Below are 25,419 nucleotides of genomic sequence, written 5' to 3' on the forward strand. Positions count from 1 at the left end.
GTGATTAATTTGAGAAGTGAGGGATTGAAAGATGACAGAGCTATTGTTAGCTGTTCAGCCATTGAATGAACAAGAATCAGCTATTTTGATTGATCAGGGGATTGAAATTGTAACCCCAGAATTAGTAACAGTTGACCAATTAAAACAGGTAACTATTAGTTATGGCTGGTCGCCAGAACTAGGCAATCGTATTTTGGCTGAATCAGATAATCAACTTCGCTGGGTTCAATATCAAGGAGCAGGGGTTGATTTATTACCATTAGCAGCCTTTGCGGAACGACAAATTTTGGTGACGAATGCCAGTGGGGTGAAAGCACCACAAATTGCCCAAACCGTGGTGAGTTATTTAATGCATTTTGCACGGGGATTGCATGTTTATCAGGAACAACATCTTTGGCATGAATATGAAGATCAATATACGCTAGATGAGTTACCAACAGTCATTTTCGGTACAGGTAAAATTGGCCAAAAAATTGCCTCATATTTATCACCATATGGTATGCCCATTTATGGTGTGAACTCATCCGGTAAACAAGTACCTGGTTTTGACAAAGTGTTTGCGCTGAATGATTTATTGTCCGTCTGGCCAGAAGGTATTCAAGTCATTATCAACACCTTGCCTGATACACCAGCAACCCATCATTATTTTAATTCGCAAAATCATAAAATCTGGGGTGAGCTCTTCTTGTTGGTCAACGTCGGTCGAGGCGGTACGGTTGATGAAAAAGAATTGATTGCTTCATTGCAGTCAGGACGAATTCGTTATGCAGCGCTCGATGTGACGGAGGTGGAACCAGTGCCTGCCGATTCAATGCTTTGGCAACAACGTAACCTCATCTTGACACAGCATACGTCTTGGGCAAATCATACGTATCCAGAACGACGCTCGGGGGATGTTTTCCGCATTTTATCAACCAATCTATCAGCTTATCTTAATCATGAGCCATTAATTGAAAATGTGGTGGATCTAACCAAGGGTTATTAAGAGCGACTTTATTTTTTTCATTAGATAAAAAAATAGCGAAATTAAATTTGTAAATAAAGTATGATTGTCTTATGACTAACTAAATGGAGAGAGCAAACAAAATGAATTGGTTACTTTCAAAAAAAGATGAGGAACGATTGGCTCTGCATCAGTATCTAATCACACATCATAGTAAGACTTTTCTGATTAAAGATTTGATAAAGGCAATGAACTGGTCTAGATACCTTGTTTTGCAGGCTGTGCAGCAGCTAAACGTTGACTATCAAGCCATTACCAAATCATCGCAAACCTTCATTACGATTGCTGATGCTAATCGAACAATGACCTTGCATAACTTACAGTTAATCAGTGTGGGGGCATTAAAGGGATACTATTTGCGACAATCGTTAAAATTCGAACTCCTGCTCGATGTTTTTTTAGAAGATGTTCATTCCAATGAAACCATTGCGTTTCGTCATTCATCTAGTACCACAGTTGTGCGGACGATGAAAGAAGAGGTACGCGATCAACTATTATTGCAAGGTATTAATATTGCCGATAATTATAAGTTAGTTGGCGATGAACGCCAAATTCGGACGATGATGGTTGAACAAATCTATATTGCTTTTGCAAATGACCAGTTACCATTTAGTGCGGCAACCCTAAATTACGTGAAACAAGTCCAGCATGATATCATTCCGTTACTCACGAAACGAGCAACAATCAAATGTGTGCTGGAAGTTACGATTGGTGTGTGGCATACTCGTGTGTCGAATCATCATCATATTCAACCAACCGATGAAAACCTGCTTCGGCCAACTGAACAATTACAGTGCCCAACGAAGCACTTAATGGGAAAATTTGCGTCTTACTTAAAGTTCCGGTTAGATCCTGAAGATGATTGGGTCGAGGATGAATTACGCTACGGTGTCGCAGTTTGTTACGCACTTGGTATCGGTCATACACAAGACTATTTATCTGATTTAACCGATGATAATCAAGAAAAAGTTGATTGGGCAATCCAACGAATTGGCCGAGCATATGGCCATTACTTTATGAAACAGTTGCCAGATGAACAAAAGCAAGCAATCAAAGATTTAATGGGACCAGCGTTGATTCGTTTGTGTTATTTCCCACCATATGATATTCAGCCATTGCCAGATATCGATTTTCAAATGAAAACTTATCCGATTCATACAGCATTTACGAAACAAGTGGTTCACATTTTTACGAGGCGCTTTGATTATGATGAGCAACAGCTGATGTCGATATTATTCAATCCTTTGTTGAGTGCCTTTATCAAGGTATTTGATGTCCGTGCAATTTTTCCAAAGATCACTGTGACGATAGATTTGATTGATATGCCAGCGTTAGAAAACTATTTGACTCAAATGGTCGCGCAATGGGATACATTGAACCTACATATTACGAATCAATTGACGAGAAAGACCGACTTTTATCTATCTAATGTGATGATTAGTGAAAAAGTTCCCGGCTTTGCTTGGCAGTCCATTCCAGAGTGGTCGGAACAGTTGGCATTACGGCAACAAATGATTGACCTGACAACGCGCAGATTTTATAAATTGTAATACATAAGTATTATAATTAGTGATTAATCTACACTTTTGTTACAATTGTGTTAAATCATTATATCTAAAGAGGGATATGGTGTGATGATTTCAATGGAGCAGTTGCAAAAGGAGGGCAAATCATGAATAAAACAATAGTCGTCGGCACTGCCGTTTTGGTTATCGCGGCAGCTGCTGGTGGGGGAACATATGTCGCTTTGCATACGCCAAAACGACAGTTTGCATCTAATTTAGTAAAGATGACCAAAAGCAATGACAATATTGCAAATTTTCGCGTAACAGCTAGTGGTACTGGTGATGATACTGGCAGCGCCAGTGGTACACTGAAAGCAGATGCACAGAATGAAAACAATCTGGCGGTCCATTTAAAAGTAAATGATAAAAATACACCAGAAGCTATGAATATTAAAATGGATAAAAAACATGTTTATGTTTCTGCGGATATTCTGACCAGTTCAGTGAAGGCATATGGTTCAAAAGGTCTGACTAAAGTGACAAAGTCATTGGATAAGTATTGGTTGGATGCCTCACATAGTGTGTCATTAGAAGATACGTATAGTCCTATTAAGACGAAAGAAGTCCGGTCAGATGCAACTAGTGTCACTGAATGGTTTAAAGATTTAGATAGTCGTAAGTTCAAAAAGGTGTCTGATGGCTACCAGGTTAACCTGAATAAAGCAGATATGAAGAGCTTGATGACGAAGATTTCAAAGACAAAGTCAGGTAAAGAACTTTCAAAGTCAGAATGGAAAGAAGCAAAATCATCACTTGATCCAGTGAAAAACTTCAAGCTCAAATTAACTGTTGGTGACAAGGGCAAGTCATTTGGAATTGATTTTTCGGGAAAAGAAAACAATCGCAAAGAACGTTTGACCTTTAAAGTCAACACAAAGCGTGACAATAACTTGAAGGTGAAAATGCCGGCAAAGTCACTGATTAAAACTGAGTCACAGCTGACGGCATTGTTGCAAGATAAGATGTTGGATTATTATAGTGATCAAATTGATGCAACGGTTGACGAGTTTAATTCATCATCAAGTACCTCGTCACTAAGTGATGATATTTTGGATGCGTAGTCAGTAGCGAAAAATCTGGAGGAATGTATATGTCTGAAAAAGTATTAGTGGTAACCACAGAAACTATTGCAGGCTACCATGTTGTGGAAACAATGGGTGAGGTATTTGGGCTAACCACTCGATCACGTAATGTGGTATCAAGTGTTGGTCAATCATTAAAGACCATTGTTGGTGGTGAAATTAAAGGTTATACCAAGTTACAAGATACAGCCCGTGATGAAGCCATTGATCGATTAAAGACAGCCGCTGCCAAAGTAGATGCGAATGCCGTTTTGATGATGCGCTTTGATTCATCATCAGGTGCGATTGGTGATTCCGTCGCTGCATATGGTACAGCTGTTAGAATTGAAAAAGATATTGATTAATTTGTAAAGAATAGGACAACGCTAGTGATTGCTGACACTAGTGTTTTTTTTTGTGGAAAAAACCGTTCAAAATGCCTGAAACAAGGCACTGATTTCCAGTTGCGGATAAAATGAAATTGAGATAAACTTAAAATGTTAGTATTTATTTTTACAATTTATTTCCTATTTTATAGGTATTGTCACGATTGTAAAAATTTTTGAAATCAAAAGATAATTAATGTTGATGGGTGTCAATATTAATTGATGAAGAGATTGGGGTACAAAATGGGCGAACATTTAAAATATTTAACTGTACCTGAAGTACAGAAAATCATGTTAGCTATTTTGGCTGACATGATTAAATATTTTAATGAACATAATTACCACTATGTCTTAACCGGAGGTAGTGCATTAGGAGCAGTTCGTCATCATGGTTTTATTCCGTGGGATGATGACGCGGATGTTGCATTACCACGCGTTGAGTACGAACGGTTTATTCGTGAATATCGACCAAGCAATTCGCAGTATGAATTGTTAACACCATATAATACTGAAAATTGGCTATACGCATATGCCCGGGTAAGTGACACACAGACCCAAGCTAGTGGTAAATGGGCAATGGTTAATAATGGTGTTTATGTTGATGTTTTTCCGATCGACGCGGTACCCAAATCTAAGGTTGGACAAAAAATGGCCTACTATCGCATGAAGTATTTAGACGTTATGCGTAATTCGACCCGGCGAATTGCTATTTCAAAGCAAGAACCAGGTTGGTGGTTGAAACCATTGTTGATTAAATATGCACAACGCCGTACGACTGGTTGGTGGGTGCAACGGATGGATAAATTGGCCCAAAAGATGAACCAACAGCAGGTTGATCGTTCGAATATCTATAGCTTGTATATTGTTCAGGGCTTAAATAAGACGAGGGAAAATTTTCCGTTAGCCATTTATCAGCAGCGGCAACAGGTATCATTTGAAAATTTGACTGTATACATACCGGCAGCCAGTCAGGTCTATTTGACACAGATGTATGATAACTGGCAGGCTTTGCCACCAAAAAATAAACAAAAAACGCATGCCCGTTTCTATTATAAAGGAGTAGAAGTACATGATTAGTTTATACATACTACTCATCGCTAGTATTATTGCCATCTTTGGCTTATTTGTAACTATTTTTGCACACGTTAAAAAAATTGATCGTTCAAAGCGCATGGGTCATTTTTTTCTAACTTTTGGTGTGATTGTCGCTTTATTTGCGGGCTTTTCAATCAATAAAGAAAAAGAAGCGCATCAAGCAGCTGAAGACCATCAAAAAAGAGTCCAAGCAGAACAAATTTATGATGCTGAATTGATTCATTTGAGTGCTAAAAAAGTAACTATTAAAGATGGCGAAGCCAAAGTAACCATTCATGTGTCAAAAAATACAGCGGTGAAGATATACAGTAATCATGAACAACTGCATGACTTAGAGTACAAGCCTAATAATAGTAAAAAAGATATCAAAATCACTTTTGTCATGCCGGGTAAGTACACGGTAAAAGCGACACGAGGGCAAAATCGGATTATCAAGCACATTACGGTAAGCAAAGACAATCATAAAAAGGTGACTGCATCAACTAGTACAAGTTCTTCATCGAGTGAAGTTGTAGAAGAAACATCTAGTGAGCCAGTTGTGGACGATTCAGCAGTGTCTGAAGAAACAAGTACAGAAGAAACCATTGTCGATCCGAGCCTAGCTGATAGTGCTGCGACTGATACGACAACGACTGATGTCACACCATCGTATGACTACACACCAACTTGGACACCGGATACTTCAGCGGGTACGACGACCACAACACCAGCAACTGGCGATGGCTCAGCTGACACTGGTACCCAAGAAAGTGATTCAACGAGTGGTACTGAAGGATCAACGAGTACATCAGATGCAACTGTTGATAGTAGTAATGCAGCACAATGAAGATAGGTTAGAAAAATGGTTGAAAAAAAAGTAACCGTTGCAGCAAATCACGTCACAAAACGATTTGATTTGGCTGAACGACAATCAGATAAAGTAAAAGCTGTCTTCAAGTTTTGGGGCAAAGGTATTCCTAATTTTTGGGCAGTAAAAGGAGTCTCTTTTGAAGCACATGCCGGTGAAACAATTGGTGTGATTGGAACGAATGGATCAGGTAAGTCAACGCTGCTAGAAATGGTGGCGGGTTTGACTCAACCAACTAGTGGTCACATGACCATTAATGGTTCGACGTCAATTATTGCGATTGGGGCAGGAATGCGTCCGCAATTAACGGGTCGCGCAAACATTCGTTTAAAAGCCTTGATGCAGGGGATGACAGAAAAAGAAATTGACGCCAAGATGGATGACATCATTGAGTTTTCTGAATTAGGTGATTTTATTGATCAACCCGTAAAATCTTACTCATCAGGTATGAAGTCGAAATTGGGATTTGCGATTTCAGTGTACTCAGATGCTGATATTGTCATTATTGATGAGGCCTTGTCAGTTGGAGACCCAACTTTTACGCAAAAATCAATGGAACGGACAAAGCGTTTTAAAGAAGAAGGCAAGACAATTTTCTTCGTGTCACATTCGGCGGCGCAAATGCGGCAAATGGCAGATCGTGTGATTTGGATGCATTATGGTGATATCCGGATGGATGGTCCTCTTGATAAAGTTATGCCAGAGTATGAACGTTTCTTGAAGCGGTTTAATCGTTTTTCAGAAAATGAGCGCTTAGCTTATCAAAAGCGTTATAAGGATGCGCAAAAAACATTTACGTTGGCACACTTAAAGCAATTGGAACGTAATCGTCAGATGTTGCTTGATCCTTCGACCGCTTTAAAGCGACACAAAGAAGATGAGCATGCCTTTACTGAGGGTAGTGAAAAGATGGGCTGGTTCACACGGGCCTTTTTGCTAGTGATTACGATATTAACTGTCGGTTTGATGAACAAGCAGTTGTTAAATATGTCATGGGCAAATGTAATGGCACACCCAACGCATTTGATTACGAATTTTGCACCATCAAAATTGGCACAACTTGATCAACGCCATGGTCGAACGGGGTCACCTAAACCAGCAGAGACGCCAGTTTATACCGCGACGCAAAATACGTATACCGTAAAAGATGGGGAAACCCTCGTTGGGATTGCTGAAAAAGCAAATATTTCTGTCGAGGCTATCATGCAGGCAAATCATATGACAGATCAAGTAGTTAATCCAGGGCAAGTAATTATTTTGCCGGTTGAGAGGTAGTTATTGTGAAAGATATTTGGAAAATTTTTAAGGAATTGGTAAAGAGTTGGCCAGTAGTCCAACGAATTGCTCGTTACAATAATGACCAGGTCTACCGTCAAAATTATCTGGGTGATTTTTGGCACTTTGCTGATCCAGCATTGCAAATTGGTATTATGATTTTGATGTTTGCGATTCGTAATGGTGGTGATAAAGGTAATCCACATGCAACAGGCCTCTCAGGATATATTGCTTGGATTGCTCTTGGAATGGTGACGTATTTCTTTATGCAGTCAGCCATGCAGAAGTCAGCAAAGAGTATTCAATCACAGATTAATATGTTGTCGCGCATGAAGTTCTCATTGTCAGCAATTCCGATGACGGAAATTATGACTGAGTTACGGCGTTATTTTGTGATGTTAGGGATGGCATTCTTTTCGATGCTGTTTATGAATGTTAAACCATCACTTTATTGGTTGCAATTCTTTTATTATTTTTTTGCAATGTTGATATTTTTATACGCTTTATCATTGGTAACTTCAACAATTACGGTTTTAGTACCCGACTTTTATAATGCATATGTGGCCGTGTTACGAGTAGGTATGTGGGTGTCGGGCGTGATTATTCCAGTAGATAGTCCCAGCTTTCCTGTTCTATTATCAAACGTTTTTAAAATAAATCCACTATATTATATAATCCAAGGATTTAGGGAAACATTGATGGAAAATCCTGTTTGGTTTTGGCATAATGTTACCGCCAATTTGGTATTCTGGGGAATTGTGATCATTCTATTATTTGTGGGTGCACATATTCATATGCGTTTCCGTAATCGTTTCATGGACTTTGTATAAAGGAAGACAAAATGAAAAAGAAATTAGGCATTATTCAAGTATTGGCAATTTTAATTATTGGAATCATGATTGGTGCATTTGCTGAACGGAGTCATGTGTTTGGTTATGCAGACAACACACCAATTATTCCAATTGGAACTTACAAAACTTCGAATGCAAATAAATGGCAAAAAATAGACGTTGAAGGTTCTGAAGTGAAAGATGCAAAAGGTAATCGATTAGTGGTTGTGGATAATCGATTTACTAATCGTACGCGTGGTCGATTAGTACTGGCTAGTTCCGACAAGGGAAATCGGTCTTGGTCATTTTATATTGCAAAGATCAAAGAAGGTTGGCGGGTCAGTCCAATTGTTAATGGTGCACCAGATCACGACTCGGATTTTATTATTTACGTTAACTAAAAAAGTATTTAACCCAGGGTTATTTCCTGGATACATATAAAAAATAGAGGGACATTCATATGGAAAATCATGTAAAAATCATAATTGATAAGTTAGATGCTTCTGAAATTAATAAGATTAAGCAATATATTGCCAATCTACGTCAACTTATTAGTTCCGACTTATCATTAAAGATTTTAGATCCACGTTATAAAGGTGACTATGACCAGTTGATTAATAACTATGAACAACTTGCAGTTGATTTTCCTGATGTACAAATCGATAGCTTTTATGTTTCACAATACTTAAAAAGTGAGCGACGTGATAATGTCAATCAGTTTACAACCGATTACATTGGTGGTCAGAAATTTACGGTTGAGAAGAAAGATGGTCAACGTCTCTTTATGCAAAATGGTGAAGTCAGAATTGCCATTATCACAAATCAAGCCGGAAAAGTAACAGCGGTTGATTTTGCGAAACCAGGTCAAAAAAGACCTCATCAACGGGTTTCTGTGAATTCTTCTGGTAATATTCAAGTACTTCGTCATTTTGATGAGAAAACACATTTGCCAGCGTTAGATGAATATCTAGATACTGATTTGAATACATTTATGCTCGTTCACTTTGATGAACGTGGACTGCGTGCGGATTACCAACTAGTTGGCTGGGATGAGCCAGTCGTCTATAGCGAAGTTGACCTGTATGATCAATGGTTTAATCGGGTAATTAAGCCAGATGACTATGTGATTAACCTAAATCGCCATTATGATGTCTTATTTGAACATAAGCACGACGTAACAAAAGTCTTTCTGATGTAATAACTAGGTGGCAATTGATATGGATTTAAAGACAAAAGTAAAACGACTGGCACATATTTCTGAAGTTGCGATGACCTATAAATACTCTGATTTGAAGAAGACCCGGGAGTATTATATTCGTTATTATGATCAGTCAACTGTTGATGAGCTGACTATTTTGTATGAAGCTCGTGATGGTCAGTCAATGACGGATTCACCACTAGCAATTTTTCGGTACCTAAATACACATGAACAATATCAACATTTGCGACACGTGTGGGTTGTAACTGATGATAGTCCAGAAAACTTAGCTCGAATGGTTGCTAATATACCTAGCAACATGCAGGATAATATTGTTTGGGTCAAACGTAATACGATTGCGTATGCAAAGTGGTTATTAAAGGCCAAGTTTCTGATTACAAATTCAACTTTTCAGTCATTTTGGCATAAAAAGCCTGACCAAGTTTATGTGAACACTTGGCATGGGACACCTTTAAAATACATGGGCTATGATATCCCAGGTTCGAAAACCTCTTTAAAAAATGTGCAGCGTAATTTATTGATGGCAGATTATATAATTTCGCCAAATGCACATACCTCTCATGTGTTTTTAGACCGCTATAAATTAAATGGTTTATATCAAGGAGAAGTTCTTGAAAGTGGGTACCCGCGAATTGATTTGACGTATAGTCGTGATCAAGCACAAACCATCGCTTATTTATTACAAAGTGGTGTACGAATAGATAGGGACAAACCAATCGTCATGTACACACCTACCTGGAAAGGAACTTCAATCACCAATCCGTCAGGTAGTATTAATCAAATATTCGAAGAAATTAAGTGTCTAAAGCAATTAAATCCAGACAAAAATATCCTTGTAAAAGTACATCCATATGCCTATCAATTAGCCAAGCGTCATGAAAAATTGCATCAATATCTAGTTCCTGATGAAATGGATGCAAATTTAATTTTAGGTATCACAGATATTTTAATTACTGATTACTCAAGTATCTTCTTTGATTATTTAGTAACTGACAAGCCAATTATTTTCTACGCATGGGATCATGAACTATATAGTAGTTATCGGGGAATGTATTTTGACGATGATGAACTACCTGGTCCAATTTTAGAGGATATTGCGACGGTCGGGCAGACTTTACAAGCTATTGATCAAGTTCACACACAATATCAGCGAAAATATCAGCAGTTAAAAGAAAAGATTGTCGCTTATGACGATGGTGAAGTTACTGAACGGATTGTGCAAACCATTTTTGATCAACAATTAGTACCTGGTATCAAGCATTTAAAGGCGAATGATTTATCTAAAAAGAAGCTCTTGATTTATCCAGGAGGCATGGGAAATAACGGTATCACCACCAGTGCGATTAATCTTAGTCGAAATCTTGATTATGATAAGTATGATGTGACTTATTTATTATGGGATAACGATAATGAAGAAATTGTTCATAATGTCGAGCAACTAGATGATCGTGTACGTGTAATGTACCGTTTTGGTGTCACGGCACTGACAAGACCAGAAAATAAACTAGATCGTTATATTAGTGAACATGGTATCAAATCATGGTCTGATACCAACATTCCAAAAACTGGCTATCAACGAGAGGCAGATCGCTTATTCAATAGTGTGCAATTTGACGACTTGATTGATTTTTCCGGTTATTCATTTAATGGGTCAAAATTATTTGCAGTCATGTCAAGAAAGCAATTGATTGTATATCAACATAATGATTTGTACGTAGACTCACAGAAAATCATTAATGGAGAAAAAGTGCACGCAAAGAAACTGGGTGCATTATTCACGCTCTATCAAGTTTTCGATAAAATCGTTTCCGTTTCGGAAACTCTGAAGCAAATTAATGAGACAAAGTTAGCGAAATATATTAGGCCAGAGCAGATGGTTGCTGTGCCAAATTCATTGACCGTACCTACTGGCATAGATGAAGAGTTGGCTGACTTACCTGTAATTGAGGATTATCAAGCAGCTGCAAGTGTGCGTCATCAAACGGTTGAAATGTTTATGTCTCTGATGGATATTTCGCATGGTATATCTGTTACCAAGGAGATAAGTATGAATGAACGTGTTCGAGTCCTCGGACGTGCTCAAATTAATCAAGCCACATTTTACAAGCTTGCGGTTAATGATTTACCAAGTGGTTGGGTTGCGGCGAAGTCGGTTGAAGTTCATGAAGTGAATGAATTGTTGTATCAAGAACCAGTTCATCAAATTGGCTGGGTTTATAACAATAAACGTCGTTTATTTCAAACGCCTTACCTGAAAGGTAATGATGTAAGTGATGTGATAGGGCGGGCAAAATGGCTCAATCATACGTTTGTAAAAATTATTGCGCAAGCTGAAACTGGGGATGGTCGTTATTATCAGGTGAGATTGCCAAAAAGTCAGCAAGATGCCTGGATAAAAGCATCAAGTATTTTACCAATGCAAGTTTCACCGCACTTTGCCATGTATCAATGGTTATGGAATTGCTTGTCAAATAAGGTTACCGAACAAGCTTATCATGTGGGAATCAAGCAATTATTCACGATTACGCATGCAGTTGTTTTGACCAACCAGCCACTAGGACTAAGCAAGCGAGGCATAAAACAGCGCCAACTAAAAACGCTCAATAAACTTTATATAGCAATCGCATTTGCGCAAACGCTTACGGGAAATTATTTCAAAGTTCAAATTGGTCAGAAACAGTGGTGGATTGATGAACATGACATTAATAAACAAATAATTAACGTGCCAATATCTGATAATTATCAAGTCGATTTGAGTGACTATTTAGGGATGACTTTGAATCAGTCATTAATATTTAATCAACGAAGCAATCAAATGATTCGCACACAATTTGGTACATTGCCAGATGATTTGGCGATTATTGCAGGATACAGTACTGCTCAGTTTATTAATAATCAGCCTATTTACCAGTTATATTCGGCAAAATTTGGTGAATCAATGATGGTTTCGGTAAATGATGTCATTGTACTAGATACATCACATTTTAATGAAGTTTATGCTATCAGTCGTGAAACAACAATAACTTATCAAAGTATGCTGTTAAGTCAACAATCACAACAAATAAACATTAAAGAATCATTAGTTGAATTAGCCCGTGTCTGGAATTGGCAAACACAATCGTTCATGATTTATGGGTACTTCGCTAATCAATTTGGTTGGTTTGATGAATCAGTATTGAACAGTGATCATGTAAAGCAATTAGTGGTGCAAGAAAACAGTTTGCCAGATGAACATTCAGGTGTGCAATTAGAAGCCGATACTTTGCCAGTGAATGATATCCAACCAGTTGCAAAAATTAATCAACCATGGATTACACGAAAAGTTTCAGTCCATGCAGCAGGCAAACATTACACACAACTTCAGCGCCAAAATGGGCAAACAATCTTACTAGCTAATACGGGTGAATCAATATTAGCCGTTGATGTGCAACAGGCAACTTCAGAAGCATTACTGTATCGTAATGGTCGTCAATGGGCAACCTATGATCATTTTGTTTTTGTGGCTGTTGGCCGTCTATCACCAGAAAAAAATCAAACGATGCTGTTGGATGCTTTCGCAAAAATTTATGTGAAGCATCCAGAAGCAGAGTTAATTATTGTTGGCGATGGGGTTAGCCGTGATGAATTAGAAAACCAAGCTGTTGCTTTAGGCATTGCCAATGTGGTGCTGTTTACTGGTCAAGTTGATAATCCGGCCGATTATGTTGCGTTAGCGGATGCTTTTGTACATCCATCATTATATGAAGGTCAACCAATGGTTTTGTTAGAGGCATTGATGCAACAACGTTTGATTATTGCAACTAACATTGCCGCAAATATTGGTGTGTTAGGAAACCAAGAATATGGGTTGGTAGCTAAAGACGTGACATCACGAGCATTTGAACAATTAATGTTATTTGTCATGGAAAAACAAACTAACCTAGCAAAATTTAACATTGAAGTATATCAAAAACAGGCACGCCGGGCGTTCCATGCTATACTTAAATAATAAATATCAAGAGGAGTCGGGAATTATGAAGAGAGTTATTACTTACGGAACATTTGATATGTTGCACTACGGTCACATCAATTTATTGCGTCGGGCAAAGCAATTAGGTGATTATTTAATTGTTGTTTTGTCATCGGATGAATTTAATTGGGAATCTAAGCAGAAGAAAACGTATTTCTCATATGAGAAGCGTAAGCAATTGCTCGAAGCTATTCGCTATGTTGATTTAGTCATTCCTGAAAATAGTTGGGATCAAAAAATTTCTGATATGAAAGAGTATCATGTGGATACTTTAGTTATGGGAGATGATTGGTCTGGCAAGTTTGATTTTATTGAAGAACAAACAGAAACAGAAGTGGTCTATCTACCACGGACGCCAGAAATCTCAACTTCACAAATTAAAAATGATTTGAATAAGAAAAAGTTATCTACTGATGTTGATACATCTAAAATTGATGTATCCGGAAACTAATTATTAAGACTAACCAGAGATGGGGATTATTAGCTGTATGGAAGTTAGAAGCAAAGTAAAAAAAATCTTAGGGCAATTGCGTCATAAAAAAGTACAAAATGACTGGACAAATAAGAATGTTGTTGTTTTTGGTGACAGTATTGTTGCTGGTCAAGAACTCGTGCGAGAGGAAACCCCTTATCGTGATGCGGTATACGCCAAATTAGCATCATACTATTTGAATGTTCATAAGCTCGAAAATTTTGCTGAAACTGGTACGGGACAATTTAAAGGCCAGCATCACCTTGATCATCTAACGGGTTGGACACATAGTTTTGAAGGAAGTATCCAACATTACCGTCAAGAGATTCAGCAGGCTGATGTTGTACTTATTGCGTATGGTAACAATGACTGGAAGCAACCAAACCCAGACGGTTCATTGCATACATTAGATGAGGTTAAAGTAAAACTACGTGAGAACATACAACGTATTAGACTGATTAATCGTCATGTTCAATTAGTTGGTATTCTAGAAACGCTGGCCTTTCGGAAACACAAACCGGCTTGGCATCTAGAAGGTCCAAATGGATTTACTTACCAGGAAATGTTATCAGCCTTTATCGATGTTTACCACGAGTGTGATGTGCCTATATTTGATATCCGGGATTATCATCTAGGTAATCATATGGATGAATATGTTGACGATCGTGACCATTTTACCTTATCCATACACAAGCAGATTGCTAAATCATTAACGGATTTTGTACGTCACGGGTATAAATCACCAACACAGCGATTTGGAGAGACGATTAAATTTATTTTTCCTGATAATTTGTTTGAAGACTCTAAAATGCGACAATCGTTGTTTAGTGAAATTAGAAAGCAATCACTGCAAGGCAAACGAGCCGAAATTTTGTGGTTTGTCTTAGATAAAAATTACCAAGCAAATTTAGACGATTTATTGTCTAAGAATAAATTACCAACAGACTTAAAAGTAACTAATATCTATCAATATTATGCGGCACCATTACGTTATACCAGTGAATTTGATGAATTATCTTTGAAAGAAGGAGAATTATTTAATTCAAACAATGTGCCGTTTATACGCTTTAGTAAAGAAAACCAGATTTCGGTGAAAGACTTTGATGATAATTGGTCAGAGGCAATGACCAGTGAACAATTTAATAAACTTTGGATAGAGCATTATATTTCACTAAAGGATCAAGTTTACGTATGGCGTAATGATCATTTTGGACAAGTAGAACCCTTAGAAATTTAAGATAAAAGTGGAGTTGTGGGATGAAATTTTTAAACAAACAAGGACAAGAAATCACTCTTAAACGAGCAGAAAATTTGCCAGGATATGAAGTAACATTGTCAGAAGATGTGGTTATTGATTCAGCAGTTAACAACCCTTTTTTTAAAGGAATTAATGTTTTACAGTTACCCAAAAAATTGAAGGGGTTTAGAGATAATAAGGATTTACAAGAAATTCTTAAGCCACAAGAAGTAAATACAGGTGTTCAAGTAAAATTAGATGAAGGAGAATTGGCATTTTTTGAACCTGATAAAGATTTAATTCTAAGTAATAAATTGATTCTAGTTAGTAGAATTTTTGGTGAAAATGAAGGTATAGTACCAATGTTTATTAATTACGGACTTCAAAAAGTTCGGTTAAAAGCGAATACAATAGTTGGAACAATATTTATTCAAAAAAATTTTTCTTAATTTAGCGAAGATAAGCATATTAGTGAATGAAATGAGGTACATTATGGGTGATGATTTAGTTAGGAGAATTGCTAGAAAAATTTTAACAAAGCATCAGCGTGATTTAGTAAAACAAAATTTGGGTATAAAGAATGCAAACGAAGAACCTATTTATCATGGTGCAACACTTTCAGTTATTGTTCCTATGTATAATGTTCAGGACTATCTTAAAGAGGCATTGGGTAGTGTTTTAAAACAGAAATTCACTTCAGAAGAAATCAGGGTTATTCTTATTGATGACGGTTCAGATGACGATACACTAAAGATTGCACAACAATATGTTGAAAAAAGTCCAGAAATTTTTGAATTACATCAAGTAATAAACTATGGTGCAGGAAAAATCAGAAATTTAGGAATTAAATTATCAAATTCTGAATATATTACATTCTTAGATGCGGATGATGTAATCGAAGATGGGGCGTATGGGTCAGCACTTGATCACATTAATAAAACGGGGAGTGATATTTTATTAGGAAGAGTCCGACGATTTAATACAAAAAAAAGTTGGTTATCTGAGATTCATTCTAAGATTCCTACGACTGACATTTCGGATGGTATAACGATTAACGATCAGCCAAATTTGGTCTACTATACAACCGCTTGGGATAAAATTTATAATCTTGATTTCCTAAAACAAAATAATATTCTCTTTTCAGAAGGAGAGATTTATGAAGATTTAATTTTTACGAATTCTGCATACACTAATGCTAAGTCAATCGACATAACTGATATTCCTTTTTATAAGTGGCGTTCTAGAGATAATGGACAGAAATCAGACACACAACGGACTGATGATGTTCAGCCCTTGTTAGACAGATATAACTCTATTTTGGATACCTTTCTTCGTTTACAAAGTGATAATGCTACGGAAATAAATTTAGAAAACTACGTAGCAAAAGCTTTTAATTTTGATATTCCTGTAATGTTCAAAAGATTGCATCACATAGATTTATTATCAGATGTAGATAAAACACTTGTTTATGAGGCAACGCTTAAAGTACTAAGAAGCTTAAATTTTGAAGAGAATTATAATTTAACAAGTATGGAAACATTGCCAGTCCTTGATGCAATTTATAATGCACCATCAAAAAATGATTTTTTAATTGCTGTTAAAAAGTACGTTCGTCAAGAAATTTCTTTCTCTGGAAAATGGGTAGACGATAAATGGATGCTTAAATCTGATTTGTCAGATTTAACAAAGGTTGCCACTAGTGAAGATTTTAAACTTACTACAAAAGTTCAAAAAGTTATTTTTGATAATCAACAATTGATTATTCAAGGTTTTGTTTTTGCAAAATATAGCGATATGTCTAAGTTGAAATTTATTCAAGACGCAAGTGTAGCATTATTTGATTCAAAAAATAAATTAGTTGAGGGAAATGTTGGAAACATCCAATTTTTTTTGAATAAAAATATTACTGCTAGATACGGATATAATACTAATCATTTTATTAAGGATGGTGCAGATTTTAACTATGATTATTCTGGCTATAAAATTGAGATCCCTGTTCAAAAGTTAATAGTGGATAGCGAATATTTGACTGTTCAACTAAAATTTAGAGTAGATAATCAAGTTGCGTCAACTATGATTTCAAACCCAATACCTGGAAATTCTGTGCGTCCAAAGACAAAAATTATAGATAAACTGAATGCGGCAATTGATATTAGATACAATAGAACTGATTGGAATTTACAAATTATATTGGCGTCTAATATATCTTTGCTAAGCTATGAAAAGTCAAAATTTATTATTTCTAATCCGCTTAAAAATCTATATTTACAGCGAGGAAATGTTAGGTTACCATTGAGACGACTCGGAAAGTATGTATTTATTTCATCAAAAGTAAATAAGTATTTGAGTGAACATGAAAATAATACTAATAATGTTTGGAAATTTATAACTAGTGATAGTAGTTCTACGAAACCAGTGTATTTTTCGCAAGAGTTAGTCAATTTGTCCGAAAATAAGCACTGTAGATTTTTATTAGAGGATAACGGCCAGGCTGTACTTGATATCAATTGGCACTATAATAGGATAGTAAACGTTGAAGTTAATATGGACACACTCATTATTGAATTTGAATTGTTGGGTTGGGAACAAATTCCTGAACAAGTTGTAGTTCGATCTGATCCAAAGACTCCAGAAGTTTTCTGGAAAACAGAAAGAGATAGTGAGCAACACTACCATCTGACGCTCCCATTGACACTAAATGGATTTGGTAAAAAAGAATGGTTAAACTTTCAAGTTATTTTGAAATTTATAGATGGACATGAGGAAGTAAGTTATTTAAAATGGGGTAACAAGTCATTTGATCTTGAAGGAACTAAAATATCATCAAATAATGTTAGTTGGGAATTTCGCAGGATTATGCGTAATGATGGGGCTTTTGCTATTAAACGAACGGCTGATAGAGTTTATCGTGAAGAAATAGGATCTTTGGCACGCTTCTTAGAAACTCAGTATAGTAAATATTTAAAGGAACCTTTGTTAGATGATACAGTAGTTTGGTCAGCATACTGGGGACGGGAAAATAATTTTAATGGTAATCCTCGCGCACTTTATGATTATGTATCAAAGAATTATTCAAAATTAAAGCATGTGATTGTTGTGAAGGATGTTATACATAGTTTTGATAATTTTAGTGAAAATACTAAGGTAATTAGTTTTGGCACTAAGGAATATTGGTATTATCTAGCTAGAGCTAAATATTTTGTGAATGATGTAAATTTCACTCAGAATGAGCGAAAGAAGAGAGAAAAGCAAGTTGAAATTCAAACAATGCATGGAACACCGTTAAAAACAATGGGATTTGATGTACTAGATGAATGGACAGACGCTTCGTATAATAAAATGCATAAGCGGTTTAAATCTTACGATTATTTGGTTGTTCCTAGTGACTGGGTTGCAAGATACGCTATAAAAGCATTTAATATTAGTCCAAAGTTGTTAAAAACTGGATATCCAAGAAATGATATTTTTTTTAAGGAACATAATGAAATAACAATAAATAATATTAAGTATCGTTTAGGACTTCCTCAAGATAAAAAAATAATATTGTATACGCCTACTTATAGGATAAAAAATGAATTGGTTCAGTTACAACAGAGATTTCCTAATCTTGATTCATTGTATAATACGTTGGGAAATGATAGTGTTTTAGTAATTAAAAATCATAATTTTGACAAATATCAATCAATTCCTGATAAGTATAAGGATAAAATAATTTTAATGGATCCGTATGAAGAAATAACTAACCTATATATAGTTTCAGATGTACTTATTACGGATTATTCTTCTGTTATGTTTGATTATGCTTTGTTAAACAAGCCTATGATTTTTTGGGCATTTGACTATGAATCCTATGTAGAAAAAAGAGGAATTAATTTTGACTTGCGTAATGAGGCTCCTGGACCATTTGTTCAAAGTCAGGAAGAACTTGAAAAATGGTTATTAAATTTTGACAAAATCAAGGGAATATATTCAGCAAATATTGATAAATTTATAATTAAATTCGGACAATTTGATAAAGGTGACGCAAGCAGGCAAATTGCAAATTATATTTGGGGTAGCACACATTAAAAACTTCAATTAGGAAGGAGGAAGATTTTGGACTACAATATTGATTTATATAATGATTACTTGAATCATTTATTTGAAATAAAAGATTATGTAAATATATATATATATTCCCGTGATCAAATTGGAAAAGCCTATCCTTCTGAATTGGCTGATAAATTAAAAAAATTAGGTCTTAAGCACGATTTTGATGATAAAAGGACCGGTCGAGGACATAATTGGTATGCGTATGGGGCAGTTATAAAAAATGGTAGTCTTGTTTTTGAGAAAAAAACAAATTTGTCTAGTAAAGTTGAGTATGAAGATGAAAATGTTGTAATGATGTCTACTTGCTGGAACAAACAATTTGGAAATTTGGAACCTGTTTTTATTGATAAAAATAGTAATCAAAATTTGTGGTTTCGAGATTCAGCGTTTCGTGGATTAATATTTGTTGTATATCATAACAATCATTTTGAAGAATCTGGTGCTTTTGATGTATCTCGAAAAAAAAATGAATTGTCGAAAACTTATCATTTAAATTCTTCTGAATATGCAAATAGAATTAATTGGCGTCGAAATGTTATTGGCTATGTTAGTGAAAAAAATTTTTTTGAAAATTTAATATCGAATAACGAATTTGAAAAGGTATCTAGTATGTTACTAGATAAAATTAATAGTGGGAACATTCAACAAGATTGGGTGTATAGTTACTATGTTGGGATTAATTATGAATATTTAAGGAAAAATGAAGTAGCACAAAATTTTTTTGAAAAATATAAATTATTAATTTCAGATGATGCCCCTATTAATAAATTTATGTATAAATGGAATAGCGCTAGATTATATTCTAAGTTAATTTTAGCTTCTTATATTGACAAACATCAATACGAAATAAGGAACATAGCGAATCTTATTAAAGACGAAACTAATAGATTTTCTCAGTATCCTGTATTTATCTACTGGGGACAGGGATTTAATGATGCACCACCTATAGTGAAAGCTGTATATCAACGTTTACAAAGAGTTGTTCCAGTTAAGTCCTTGATTACTTTGTCGGAAGAAAACATCAGAGATTATATATATATACCGGAATATGTGAATAAAATTCGTAAAGAACATTATGCTAATTATTCTGATTATATTCGTTTTGCATTATTAGCAAAGTATGGTGGAGCTTGGGTTGATGCAACAGTATATGTGAGTGAGGATTTTTATGAACAATTAATCCAATATAATAACCAGCCTTCGAAATATCCAATGGATGGTCCAATAACTGTTATGGGTTCTTGGTTCAGGACATACAAACAAACATCACATCTAGGTGAAAAAATGCTCCAGGCAACAACTTTATTTTGGTTAAAGCACTATTCAAAATTTCCTTTCTATTTTTTCATTGATTTTCTCGAGCAATATTATGCTGATTTTAAGATTGAACCTCATAAAGAAAGAGACGTTTTTTTTAGAAAGAATGATAATGATTTTACGTTGAGAGACAGTCTATCGAATTCTTTTGACAAAGAATGGGCAGAGAAGGTTTTGAGAAGTCAACCTGTTCATAAATTAAATTATAAATTAACAGACTGGGAAAAACTTGAAAAGGAAGATAGCTTGTATAGGGCTATTATAGGAAAAAAGCCACCATTCAATTCTTAATGTGAACTGAACCCCGCAAGTTGGATTAATTTCGGTTGTTCGTCAAATTGTATTAATAGCGGGATTATTTAATTGAATAGCTTGACCATCAAGCAACTGAATTCTTCACGAATTTGGTTGCCTTTTTGTATAGTTTTGTGAGTAGAAGATGTCTTTAAAAGCGATTAAGATGAGTAAACGAAATAGTTCAAAGTTACGAAAATCGTAGGCTGTACGTTTAATGATTTTAATTTATTGTTGGCTCCCTCAACGGGGACGTTTGAGAGTTTGTAGATAAATTTCTGGTAGGTGGTGTTTTAGAGTTCGGCGCGCTTTTTTATAGTTTCAAGTAGGTGCTGGAAACATGGGCCTTGGTTGTTCGTTTTGATAATATTTTGTAATTGGTTGAAGTTTTAATGTCGAACGGCATAAAACATATCTTGATAGAAGGTGGAAGATACTCGTAATTCTGGTGATAAAGCCAATGAACAATCAATAACTTCTTGATCTATTAGATAAACGTAACCGTAGTTACGAATCTTCCAAAAGTCGGTGTAATTCAGAATAGTTTCATCTTTCAAAAGAAGTTTCCAAATACTTCTTTAATTGCCGGTAAGCTTGCACACTTGAACTAAAATCTTTCATAGTTTGAATACGAATTTTGTTCAATGCACGATAGACTTGTGTTACGACATGAGATTGGTCGGCAATGATTTGTGCATGTGGAAATAAATCATGAATCATTTGGCGATAAGGATTGAATAGATCTACAATAATTATTTTAACAGCGACTCTAGTCTGATAAGAATACTGTGCACTCGACACATAACGGTATGAGGAGAAATGTTGTATACTTGGGCAATATGATTTTGACTGACATTCTCACTTAATTTCATGGTGGCTGCTTGTTTAACGATTATCTGGTTTGAGATATCTGAAAACTCAGCTAATGCTGCCAGATGACATTGCGGACAGATATATTATTGTTTACGAATTGCTAATTAATTAAATATATTGGTAGCAGGGGCAATGTGCTTTACGTGTTTCGTCCCATTCTTACTCATTAAACAAGCACAATTATTGTAAGATAATTTTAAATGCCAAATTTTTTGTCTAATGCCGTTCTTTAACTCAGTAATCATCATCTCTGATGCATGATTATCTAATTCAATGTGTGTATCTTAAAATCTTTATATACTTATTTGTGTTGGAGGCCTTTTCTAGAGAGAGGGATTTTATGTGGCAGACTAGTTACAGCTGCTCTATTTTTTAATAAAAGTGATGGGTCTTAGCCCATCCTTCCGGATAGCTTTGACATATTCATGGCCATCATAACGATTTCCATCTCTCTTTTAAACTTTTCCGACCCAAGAACCATGAAATCTGATCACGCCAAAATGAGCCTTCATTCGACCAAAAACAGGCTCTACTTCAATTTTACGTTTACGACGTGCATAAATTTCAGTATTTGTTTGGTTGTTGAGACTGTCACGTATTTTGGTTTTTTGGTATTCCCATGCGGGATTGATACTTATTCTTCGTACATTTTGTTTTGCTTGAGTAAGCTCACTATATCGAATGGTATTTTTCTGCGAAACAAATGAATACTTATTTGCATCAGCTAATATCTTAGTACCATCTACAAAGATAACATAATCAATCAAGTCTAAAGCGAGTAAACGTTCATGTAATTGGGTAAACATATCAGTAATCATGGCATCAATTTTATGATTAACACGAAAACGATTAATAGTTCGATATGAAGGAACTGCTCCTTGAGTTAACCATATAGTAACCTTGTTTTCACCTGCAAATCGTTCGATTTGTCGCCCAGAACAAAACCACGAGTATAAGCAAATAAAATTAATTTTAGTAGTAACGCCGGATGGTATGGATGATGACCAGTACGATATAAATCTTCAAAATTTATATGCTCAACTGGCTCATTAATTTGATAGGCGGGGTGATTTTCTGCCGGCTCATAAGCAGTGGGAATATCCAAAATTAGTTGTTTCATGTTATACCGTTTATACATTTTTGTTTGCTCGTTTCAGGGATAATCCTTAGCGCTGGGGTATGAGCCAACGTCAGGCACTTCGATAAGCATATTTTACAATGAAAAAGCACCAGAACGAATATTTTTGCCTTCGTTCTGGCGCTTTAAATTGGCTGAGTTTTGTCCCAGCCTCACTAAGTATTGTAGAACCTATAAAATTGGTGTTTATATGGTTGCGATTGAATAGTTGTAGACGTATCCTGAAAAAATGATTCAATGAATTATCATAGCCAGAAGTCGTACGACCAATTTGTTTAATGAGATGATTAATTTCTTAAATACGTCTGTTAGAAGGTGCTTGTAAAAGGACATGTGGATATTTTTTTGGACATATATCAGCTCATATTGCGGTTATGACGATATTCTGAGAGGATTTTTCCTTTCACGCTAGAAAGTATAGAACCGAAATTTTAACCTCTGATAACCCAATTGTCCTGAGAATAGGACAATTGGGTTGATTTTTTTAATTTAATAAGTTACTATATTGGTGAAACGTTTCGATTAATTGTTAAGGGGGAACAAAATGACAGATATTGTCAAAAAATTGTTAAACAAAATGACTGTCGAAGAGAAGATTGGTCAGTTGATTCAGGTAACTGGTGATTTTTTTAAAGGTAGTGAAAGTACGATAACAGGACCACTTAGTGAGAACGGAAGATTAAAGGACGAAGTGAAGTATATGATTGGGTCAGTTCTAGGAACTTCTGGATCTTCCGAAGTAAAGAAAATTCAGCAAGATTATCTAGCACACAGTTCTCTAAAGATTCCATTATTGTTTATGGCTGATGTCATTCATGGATATAAAACAATTTTTCCGATACCACTAGGAATTGCAGCAACTTTTAACCCAAAAATGATGAAAATAGCGTCACAAGTAGCAGCATCTGAATCCGCGGCTGCAGGATTGCACGTGACATTTGCGCCAATGGTTGATTTAGTCCGTGATCCACGTTGGGGAAGAGTCATGGAATCAACCGGTGAAGATCCTTATCTAAATGAAGTGATGGCGCGGGAGGCTGTTAAAGGATTTCAAGGGAACTTACCTATCGATGATTCACATATAGCAGCAACGGTGAAACACTTTGCAGGTTATGGTGCAGCAGAGGCAGGGCGCGAATACAATACAGTTGATATGTCAGAATGGCAATTTCGAGAAAACTATTTAGGTGCTTATCAATCAGCAATTGAAGCACAAGCAAAGTTGGTAATGACTTCTTTCAATACTATGTTTGGTGTACCCGCCACTGGTAATAAATATTTGATGAAAGATATATTACGTCAAGAATTAGAATTCAATGGTGTATTGATTAGTGATTGGGATGCGATTAATGAGCTGATTAATCACGGAACAGCAACAGACCTACAAGCTGCAACTAATTTAGCACTTAATGCAGGTGTTGATATTGATATGATGTCATTTGCTTATATAACACTTTTAGAACATGTTGATGAATTATCAAAAAATGTTTTGAAGTTAATTGATGAGTCGGCTAGTAGAGTATTGCAATTAAAAAAAGAGTTAGGGTTATTTCAGAACCCATACAAAGGATTGAATCCTGAAAAAGAAAATGATAAAGACATCAAGTTAGCACATGAAAAGAATGCACTAGAAGTGGCAGAAGAATCTATTGTCATGGTAAAAAATAATTCGTCAATATTACCACTATCATTTGATCAGCGAGTATTCTTAACGGGTCCAGTAGCAGATACAGGTGATTTACTTGGTAGTTGGTCCTGGAAGGGGGATGTTTTACAGACAAAAAGCTTGTTATTTAAGATGAAAAAGTCATTTAAAAACATTTCTTTTTCAGAAGGAATTAATTATCACGACCGTCATATTAAGGATTGGGATAAAATCAGTCAACAGGTTAGTGATGCAGACGTGATTATTGTTGCACTAGGACAACCTAGTTCGGAAAGTGGTGAAGCCACAAGTATGATGGAACCAACTTTACCAATTGGACAAATTGAGTATTTAAAAAAGTTAAGACAGTTTAATAAACCTATCGTTGCAATTGTCGTTACTGGACGGCCATTAATTTTGACACAAGTTAATGAATTGGTAGATGCTATGTTAATTAGTTTTTTCCCAGGGACAAAGGGGGCAACGGCACTGACTAATATTCTAACTGGTAAGTCAGAACCGACAGGACGTTTACCAATGACATTTCCACGGAATAACGGACAGATTCCTATTTATTATAATTCTTATACAACTGGACGACCAATTGAATTTGGGTTGCAAAATAATGAAACAAAGTATGTGACAAAATATATTGATGGGTCAAATGATCCACTATACAATTTTGGCGATGGTTTGGGTTATGCAGATATTTCGATTAGTGAATCCGTAATCCAAGAAAATGTTTTGTCCATGTCAGAACAAATTAAAGTAAGTGTTATTTTACAAAATAAATCAAATCGATCTGGGCAAACGGTATTGCAAGGATATATTCATCAAAAGATTGGTGAAACAGTTCATCCGACGAAAGCTTTGAAGTGGTTTAAAAAAATAGAGGTGCCGGCAAAGAATTCTCGGAAAATTATGATGTCAATTCCTGTGAATGAGCTTGCAAGCGTGCATCAAGATCTGTCAACCAGTATTGACTTAGGTGAATATGAAATCATGGTTGGACTTAATTCGACAGACTTAGTCAGTCATAATTTAACAATTGAATGAGAGGG

Annotated in this window: 20 protein-coding genes; 17 read left to right on the top strand and 3 right to left on the bottom strand. The window is 35.7% G+C overall.

Annotation, left to right across the window (positions count from 1 at the left end):
- The first annotated feature begins 31 nt into the window (after nt 1-31).
- From QRX23_RS03665 to QRX23_RS03740, 16 genes are all read left to right on the top strand, one after another.
- Entirely contained in the window at nt 32-985 is a 954-nt protein-coding gene (locus QRX23_RS03665; protein ID WP_277380373.1) for an NAD(P)-dependent oxidoreductase, read from the top strand.
- 101 nt (nt 986-1,086) lie between these two features.
- Nucleotides 1,087-2,553, top strand: coding sequence for a helix-turn-helix domain-containing protein (locus tag QRX23_RS03670; RefSeq protein ID WP_330155960.1), 1,467 nt, complete (start codon nt 1,087-1,089; stop codon nt 2,551-2,553).
- A 122-nt stretch (nt 2,554-2,675) separates the two neighbouring features.
- On the top strand, nt 2,676-3,629 hold the full coding sequence (locus QRX23_RS03675) for a hypothetical protein (RefSeq protein WP_330155961.1): 954 nt from the start codon (nt 2,676-2,678) through the stop codon (nt 3,627-3,629).
- A gap of 29 nt (nt 3,630-3,658) precedes the next feature.
- On the top strand, nt 3,659-3,994 hold the full coding sequence (locus QRX23_RS03680; RefSeq protein WP_193559022.1) for a heavy metal-binding domain-containing protein: 336 nt from the start codon (nt 3,659-3,661) through the stop codon (nt 3,992-3,994).
- Nucleotides 3,995-4,258: 264 nt separating this feature from the next.
- A complete protein-coding gene (locus tag QRX23_RS03685) occupies nt 4,259-5,092 on the top strand; it encodes a LicD family protein (RefSeq protein ID WP_330155962.1) in 834 nt (277 codons plus the stop codon).
- Nucleotides 5,085-5,936 carry a hypothetical protein gene (locus QRX23_RS03690; protein WP_330155963.1) on the top strand — a complete coding sequence of 284 codons (852 nt, stop codon included), beginning with the start codon at nt 5,085-5,087 and terminating at the stop codon, nt 5,934-5,936. The genes QRX23_RS03685 and QRX23_RS03690 overlap by 8 nt, the downstream gene beginning before the upstream one ends.
- A 15-nt stretch (nt 5,937-5,951) precedes the next feature.
- Nucleotides 5,952-7,232, top strand: coding sequence for an ATP-binding cassette domain-containing protein (locus QRX23_RS03695; RefSeq protein ID WP_330155964.1), 1,281 nt, complete (start codon nt 5,952-5,954; stop codon nt 7,230-7,232).
- A gap of 5 nt (nt 7,233-7,237) precedes the next feature.
- Nucleotides 7,238-8,062 (top strand): ABC transporter permease, encoded by an 825-nt coding sequence (locus QRX23_RS03700; RefSeq protein WP_330155965.1) that lies wholly within the window; start codon nt 7,238-7,240, stop codon nt 8,060-8,062.
- An 11-nt stretch (nt 8,063-8,073) separates the two neighbouring features.
- Nucleotides 8,074-8,463 (top strand): hypothetical protein, encoded by a 390-nt coding sequence (locus QRX23_RS03705; protein ID WP_330155966.1) that lies wholly within the window; start codon nt 8,074-8,076, stop codon nt 8,461-8,463.
- A gap of 59 nt (nt 8,464-8,522) precedes the next feature.
- Entirely contained in the window at nt 8,523-9,260 is a 738-nt protein-coding gene (locus QRX23_RS03710; RefSeq protein WP_330155967.1) for a hypothetical protein, read from the top strand.
- 19 nt (nt 9,261-9,279) lie between these two features.
- Entirely contained in the window at nt 9,280-13,269 is a 3,990-nt protein-coding gene (locus QRX23_RS03715; protein ID WP_330155968.1) for a CDP-glycerol glycerophosphotransferase family protein, read from the top strand.
- Between the two features lie 25 nt (nt 13,270-13,294).
- Entirely contained in the window at nt 13,295-13,741 is a 447-nt protein-coding gene (gene tagD / locus QRX23_RS03720; protein WP_040760268.1) for a glycerol-3-phosphate cytidylyltransferase, read from the top strand.
- A gap of 37 nt (nt 13,742-13,778) precedes the next feature.
- Nucleotides 13,779-14,999 carry an SGNH/GDSL hydrolase family protein gene (locus QRX23_RS03725; RefSeq protein ID WP_330155969.1) on the top strand — a complete coding sequence of 407 codons (1,221 nt, stop codon included), beginning with the start codon at nt 13,779-13,781 and terminating at the stop codon, nt 14,997-14,999.
- 20 nt (nt 15,000-15,019) lie between these two features.
- The gene (locus tag QRX23_RS03730) at nt 15,020-15,448 is read left to right on the top strand and encodes a hypothetical protein (RefSeq protein ID WP_330155970.1); all 429 of its coding nucleotides are present in this window, start codon (nt 15,020-15,022) and stop codon (nt 15,446-15,448) included.
- 43 nt (nt 15,449-15,491) lie between these two features.
- The gene (locus QRX23_RS03735; RefSeq protein ID WP_330155971.1) at nt 15,492-19,067 is read left to right on the top strand and encodes a CDP-glycerol:glycerophosphate glycerophosphotransferase; all 3,576 of its coding nucleotides are present in this window, start codon (nt 15,492-15,494) and stop codon (nt 19,065-19,067) included.
- Between the two features lie 27 nt (nt 19,068-19,094).
- On the top strand, nt 19,095-20,699 hold the full coding sequence (locus QRX23_RS03740; RefSeq protein WP_330155972.1) for a capsular polysaccharide synthesis protein: 1,605 nt from the start codon (nt 19,095-19,097) through the stop codon (nt 20,697-20,699).
- Nucleotides 20,700-21,248: 549 nt separating this feature from the next.
- Here the strand turns inward: QRX23_RS03740 and QRX23_RS03745 are convergent.
- From QRX23_RS03745 to QRX23_RS03755, 3 genes are all read right to left on the bottom strand, one after another.
- Nucleotides 21,249-21,503, bottom strand: coding sequence for a transposase (locus QRX23_RS03745; RefSeq protein WP_330155973.1), 255 nt, complete (start codon nt 21,501-21,503; stop codon nt 21,249-21,251).
- Between the two features lie 527 nt (nt 21,504-22,030).
- Complete coding sequence (locus QRX23_RS03750; RefSeq protein WP_330155974.1) at nt 22,031-22,393, bottom strand: transposase; 363 nt, start codon at nt 22,391-22,393, stop codon at nt 22,031-22,033.
- 65 nt (nt 22,394-22,458) lie between these two features.
- The gene (locus QRX23_RS03755) at nt 22,459-22,695 is read right to left on the bottom strand and encodes a hypothetical protein (RefSeq protein ID WP_330155975.1); all 237 of its coding nucleotides are present in this window, start codon (nt 22,693-22,695) and stop codon (nt 22,459-22,461) included.
- A 562-nt stretch (nt 22,696-23,257) separates the two neighbouring features.
- Between QRX23_RS03755 and QRX23_RS03760 the strand changes: the two genes are divergently transcribed.
- Nucleotides 23,258-25,414, top strand: coding sequence for a glycoside hydrolase family 3 N-terminal domain-containing protein (locus tag QRX23_RS03760; protein ID WP_330155976.1), 2,157 nt, complete (start codon nt 23,258-23,260; stop codon nt 25,412-25,414).
- Nucleotides 25,415-25,419: the final 5 nt, after the last annotated feature.

Origin of the sequence: Weissella paramesenteroides (assembly GCF_036327715.1) — a bacterium.
Lineage (GTDB): Bacteria > Bacillota > Bacilli > Lactobacillales > Lactobacillaceae > Weissella > Weissella paramesenteroides.

Bases quoted from the DNA above. Each gene is read 5' to 3' on its own strand.
- QRX23_RS03665 (WP_277380373.1), top strand. From the start codon at position 32: ATGACAGAGCTATTGTTAGCTGTTCAGCCATTGAATGAACAAGAATCA.
- QRX23_RS03670 (WP_330155960.1), top strand. From the start codon at position 1,087: ATGAATTGGTTACTTTCAAAAAAAGATGAGGAACGATTGGCTCTGCAT.
- QRX23_RS03675 (WP_330155961.1), top strand. From the start codon at position 2,676: ATGAATAAAACAATAGTCGTCGGCACTGCCGTTTTGGTTATCGCGGCA.
- QRX23_RS03680 (WP_193559022.1), top strand. From the start codon at position 3,659: ATGTCTGAAAAAGTATTAGTGGTAACCACAGAAACTATTGCAGGCTAC.
- QRX23_RS03685 (WP_330155962.1), top strand. From the start codon at position 4,259: ATGGGCGAACATTTAAAATATTTAACTGTACCTGAAGTACAGAAAATC.
- QRX23_RS03690 (WP_330155963.1), top strand. From the start codon at position 5,085: ATGATTAGTTTATACATACTACTCATCGCTAGTATTATTGCCATCTTT.
- QRX23_RS03695 (WP_330155964.1), top strand. From the start codon at position 5,952: ATGGTTGAAAAAAAAGTAACCGTTGCAGCAAATCACGTCACAAAACGA.
- QRX23_RS03705 (WP_330155966.1), top strand. From the start codon at position 8,074: ATGAAAAAGAAATTAGGCATTATTCAAGTATTGGCAATTTTAATTATT.
- QRX23_RS03710 (WP_330155967.1), top strand. From the start codon at position 8,523: ATGGAAAATCATGTAAAAATCATAATTGATAAGTTAGATGCTTCTGAA.
- QRX23_RS03715 (WP_330155968.1), top strand. From the start codon at position 9,280: ATGGATTTAAAGACAAAAGTAAAACGACTGGCACATATTTCTGAAGTT.
- tagD (WP_040760268.1), top strand. From the start codon at position 13,295: ATGAAGAGAGTTATTACTTACGGAACATTTGATATGTTGCACTACGGT.
- QRX23_RS03725 (WP_330155969.1), top strand. From the start codon at position 13,779: ATGGAAGTTAGAAGCAAAGTAAAAAAAATCTTAGGGCAATTGCGTCAT.
- QRX23_RS03730 (WP_330155970.1), top strand. From the start codon at position 15,020: ATGAAATTTTTAAACAAACAAGGACAAGAAATCACTCTTAAACGAGCA.
- QRX23_RS03735 (WP_330155971.1), top strand. From the start codon at position 15,492: ATGGGTGATGATTTAGTTAGGAGAATTGCTAGAAAAATTTTAACAAAG.
- QRX23_RS03750 (WP_330155974.1), bottom strand. From the start codon at position 22,393: ATGATTACTGATATGTTTACCCAATTACATGAACGTTTACTCGCTTTA.
- QRX23_RS03755 (WP_330155975.1), bottom strand. From the start codon at position 22,695: ATGAAACAACTAATTTTGGATATTCCCACTGCTTATGAGCCGGCAGAA.
- QRX23_RS03760 (WP_330155976.1), top strand. From the start codon at position 23,258: ATGACAGATATTGTCAAAAAATTGTTAAACAAAATGACTGTCGAAGAG.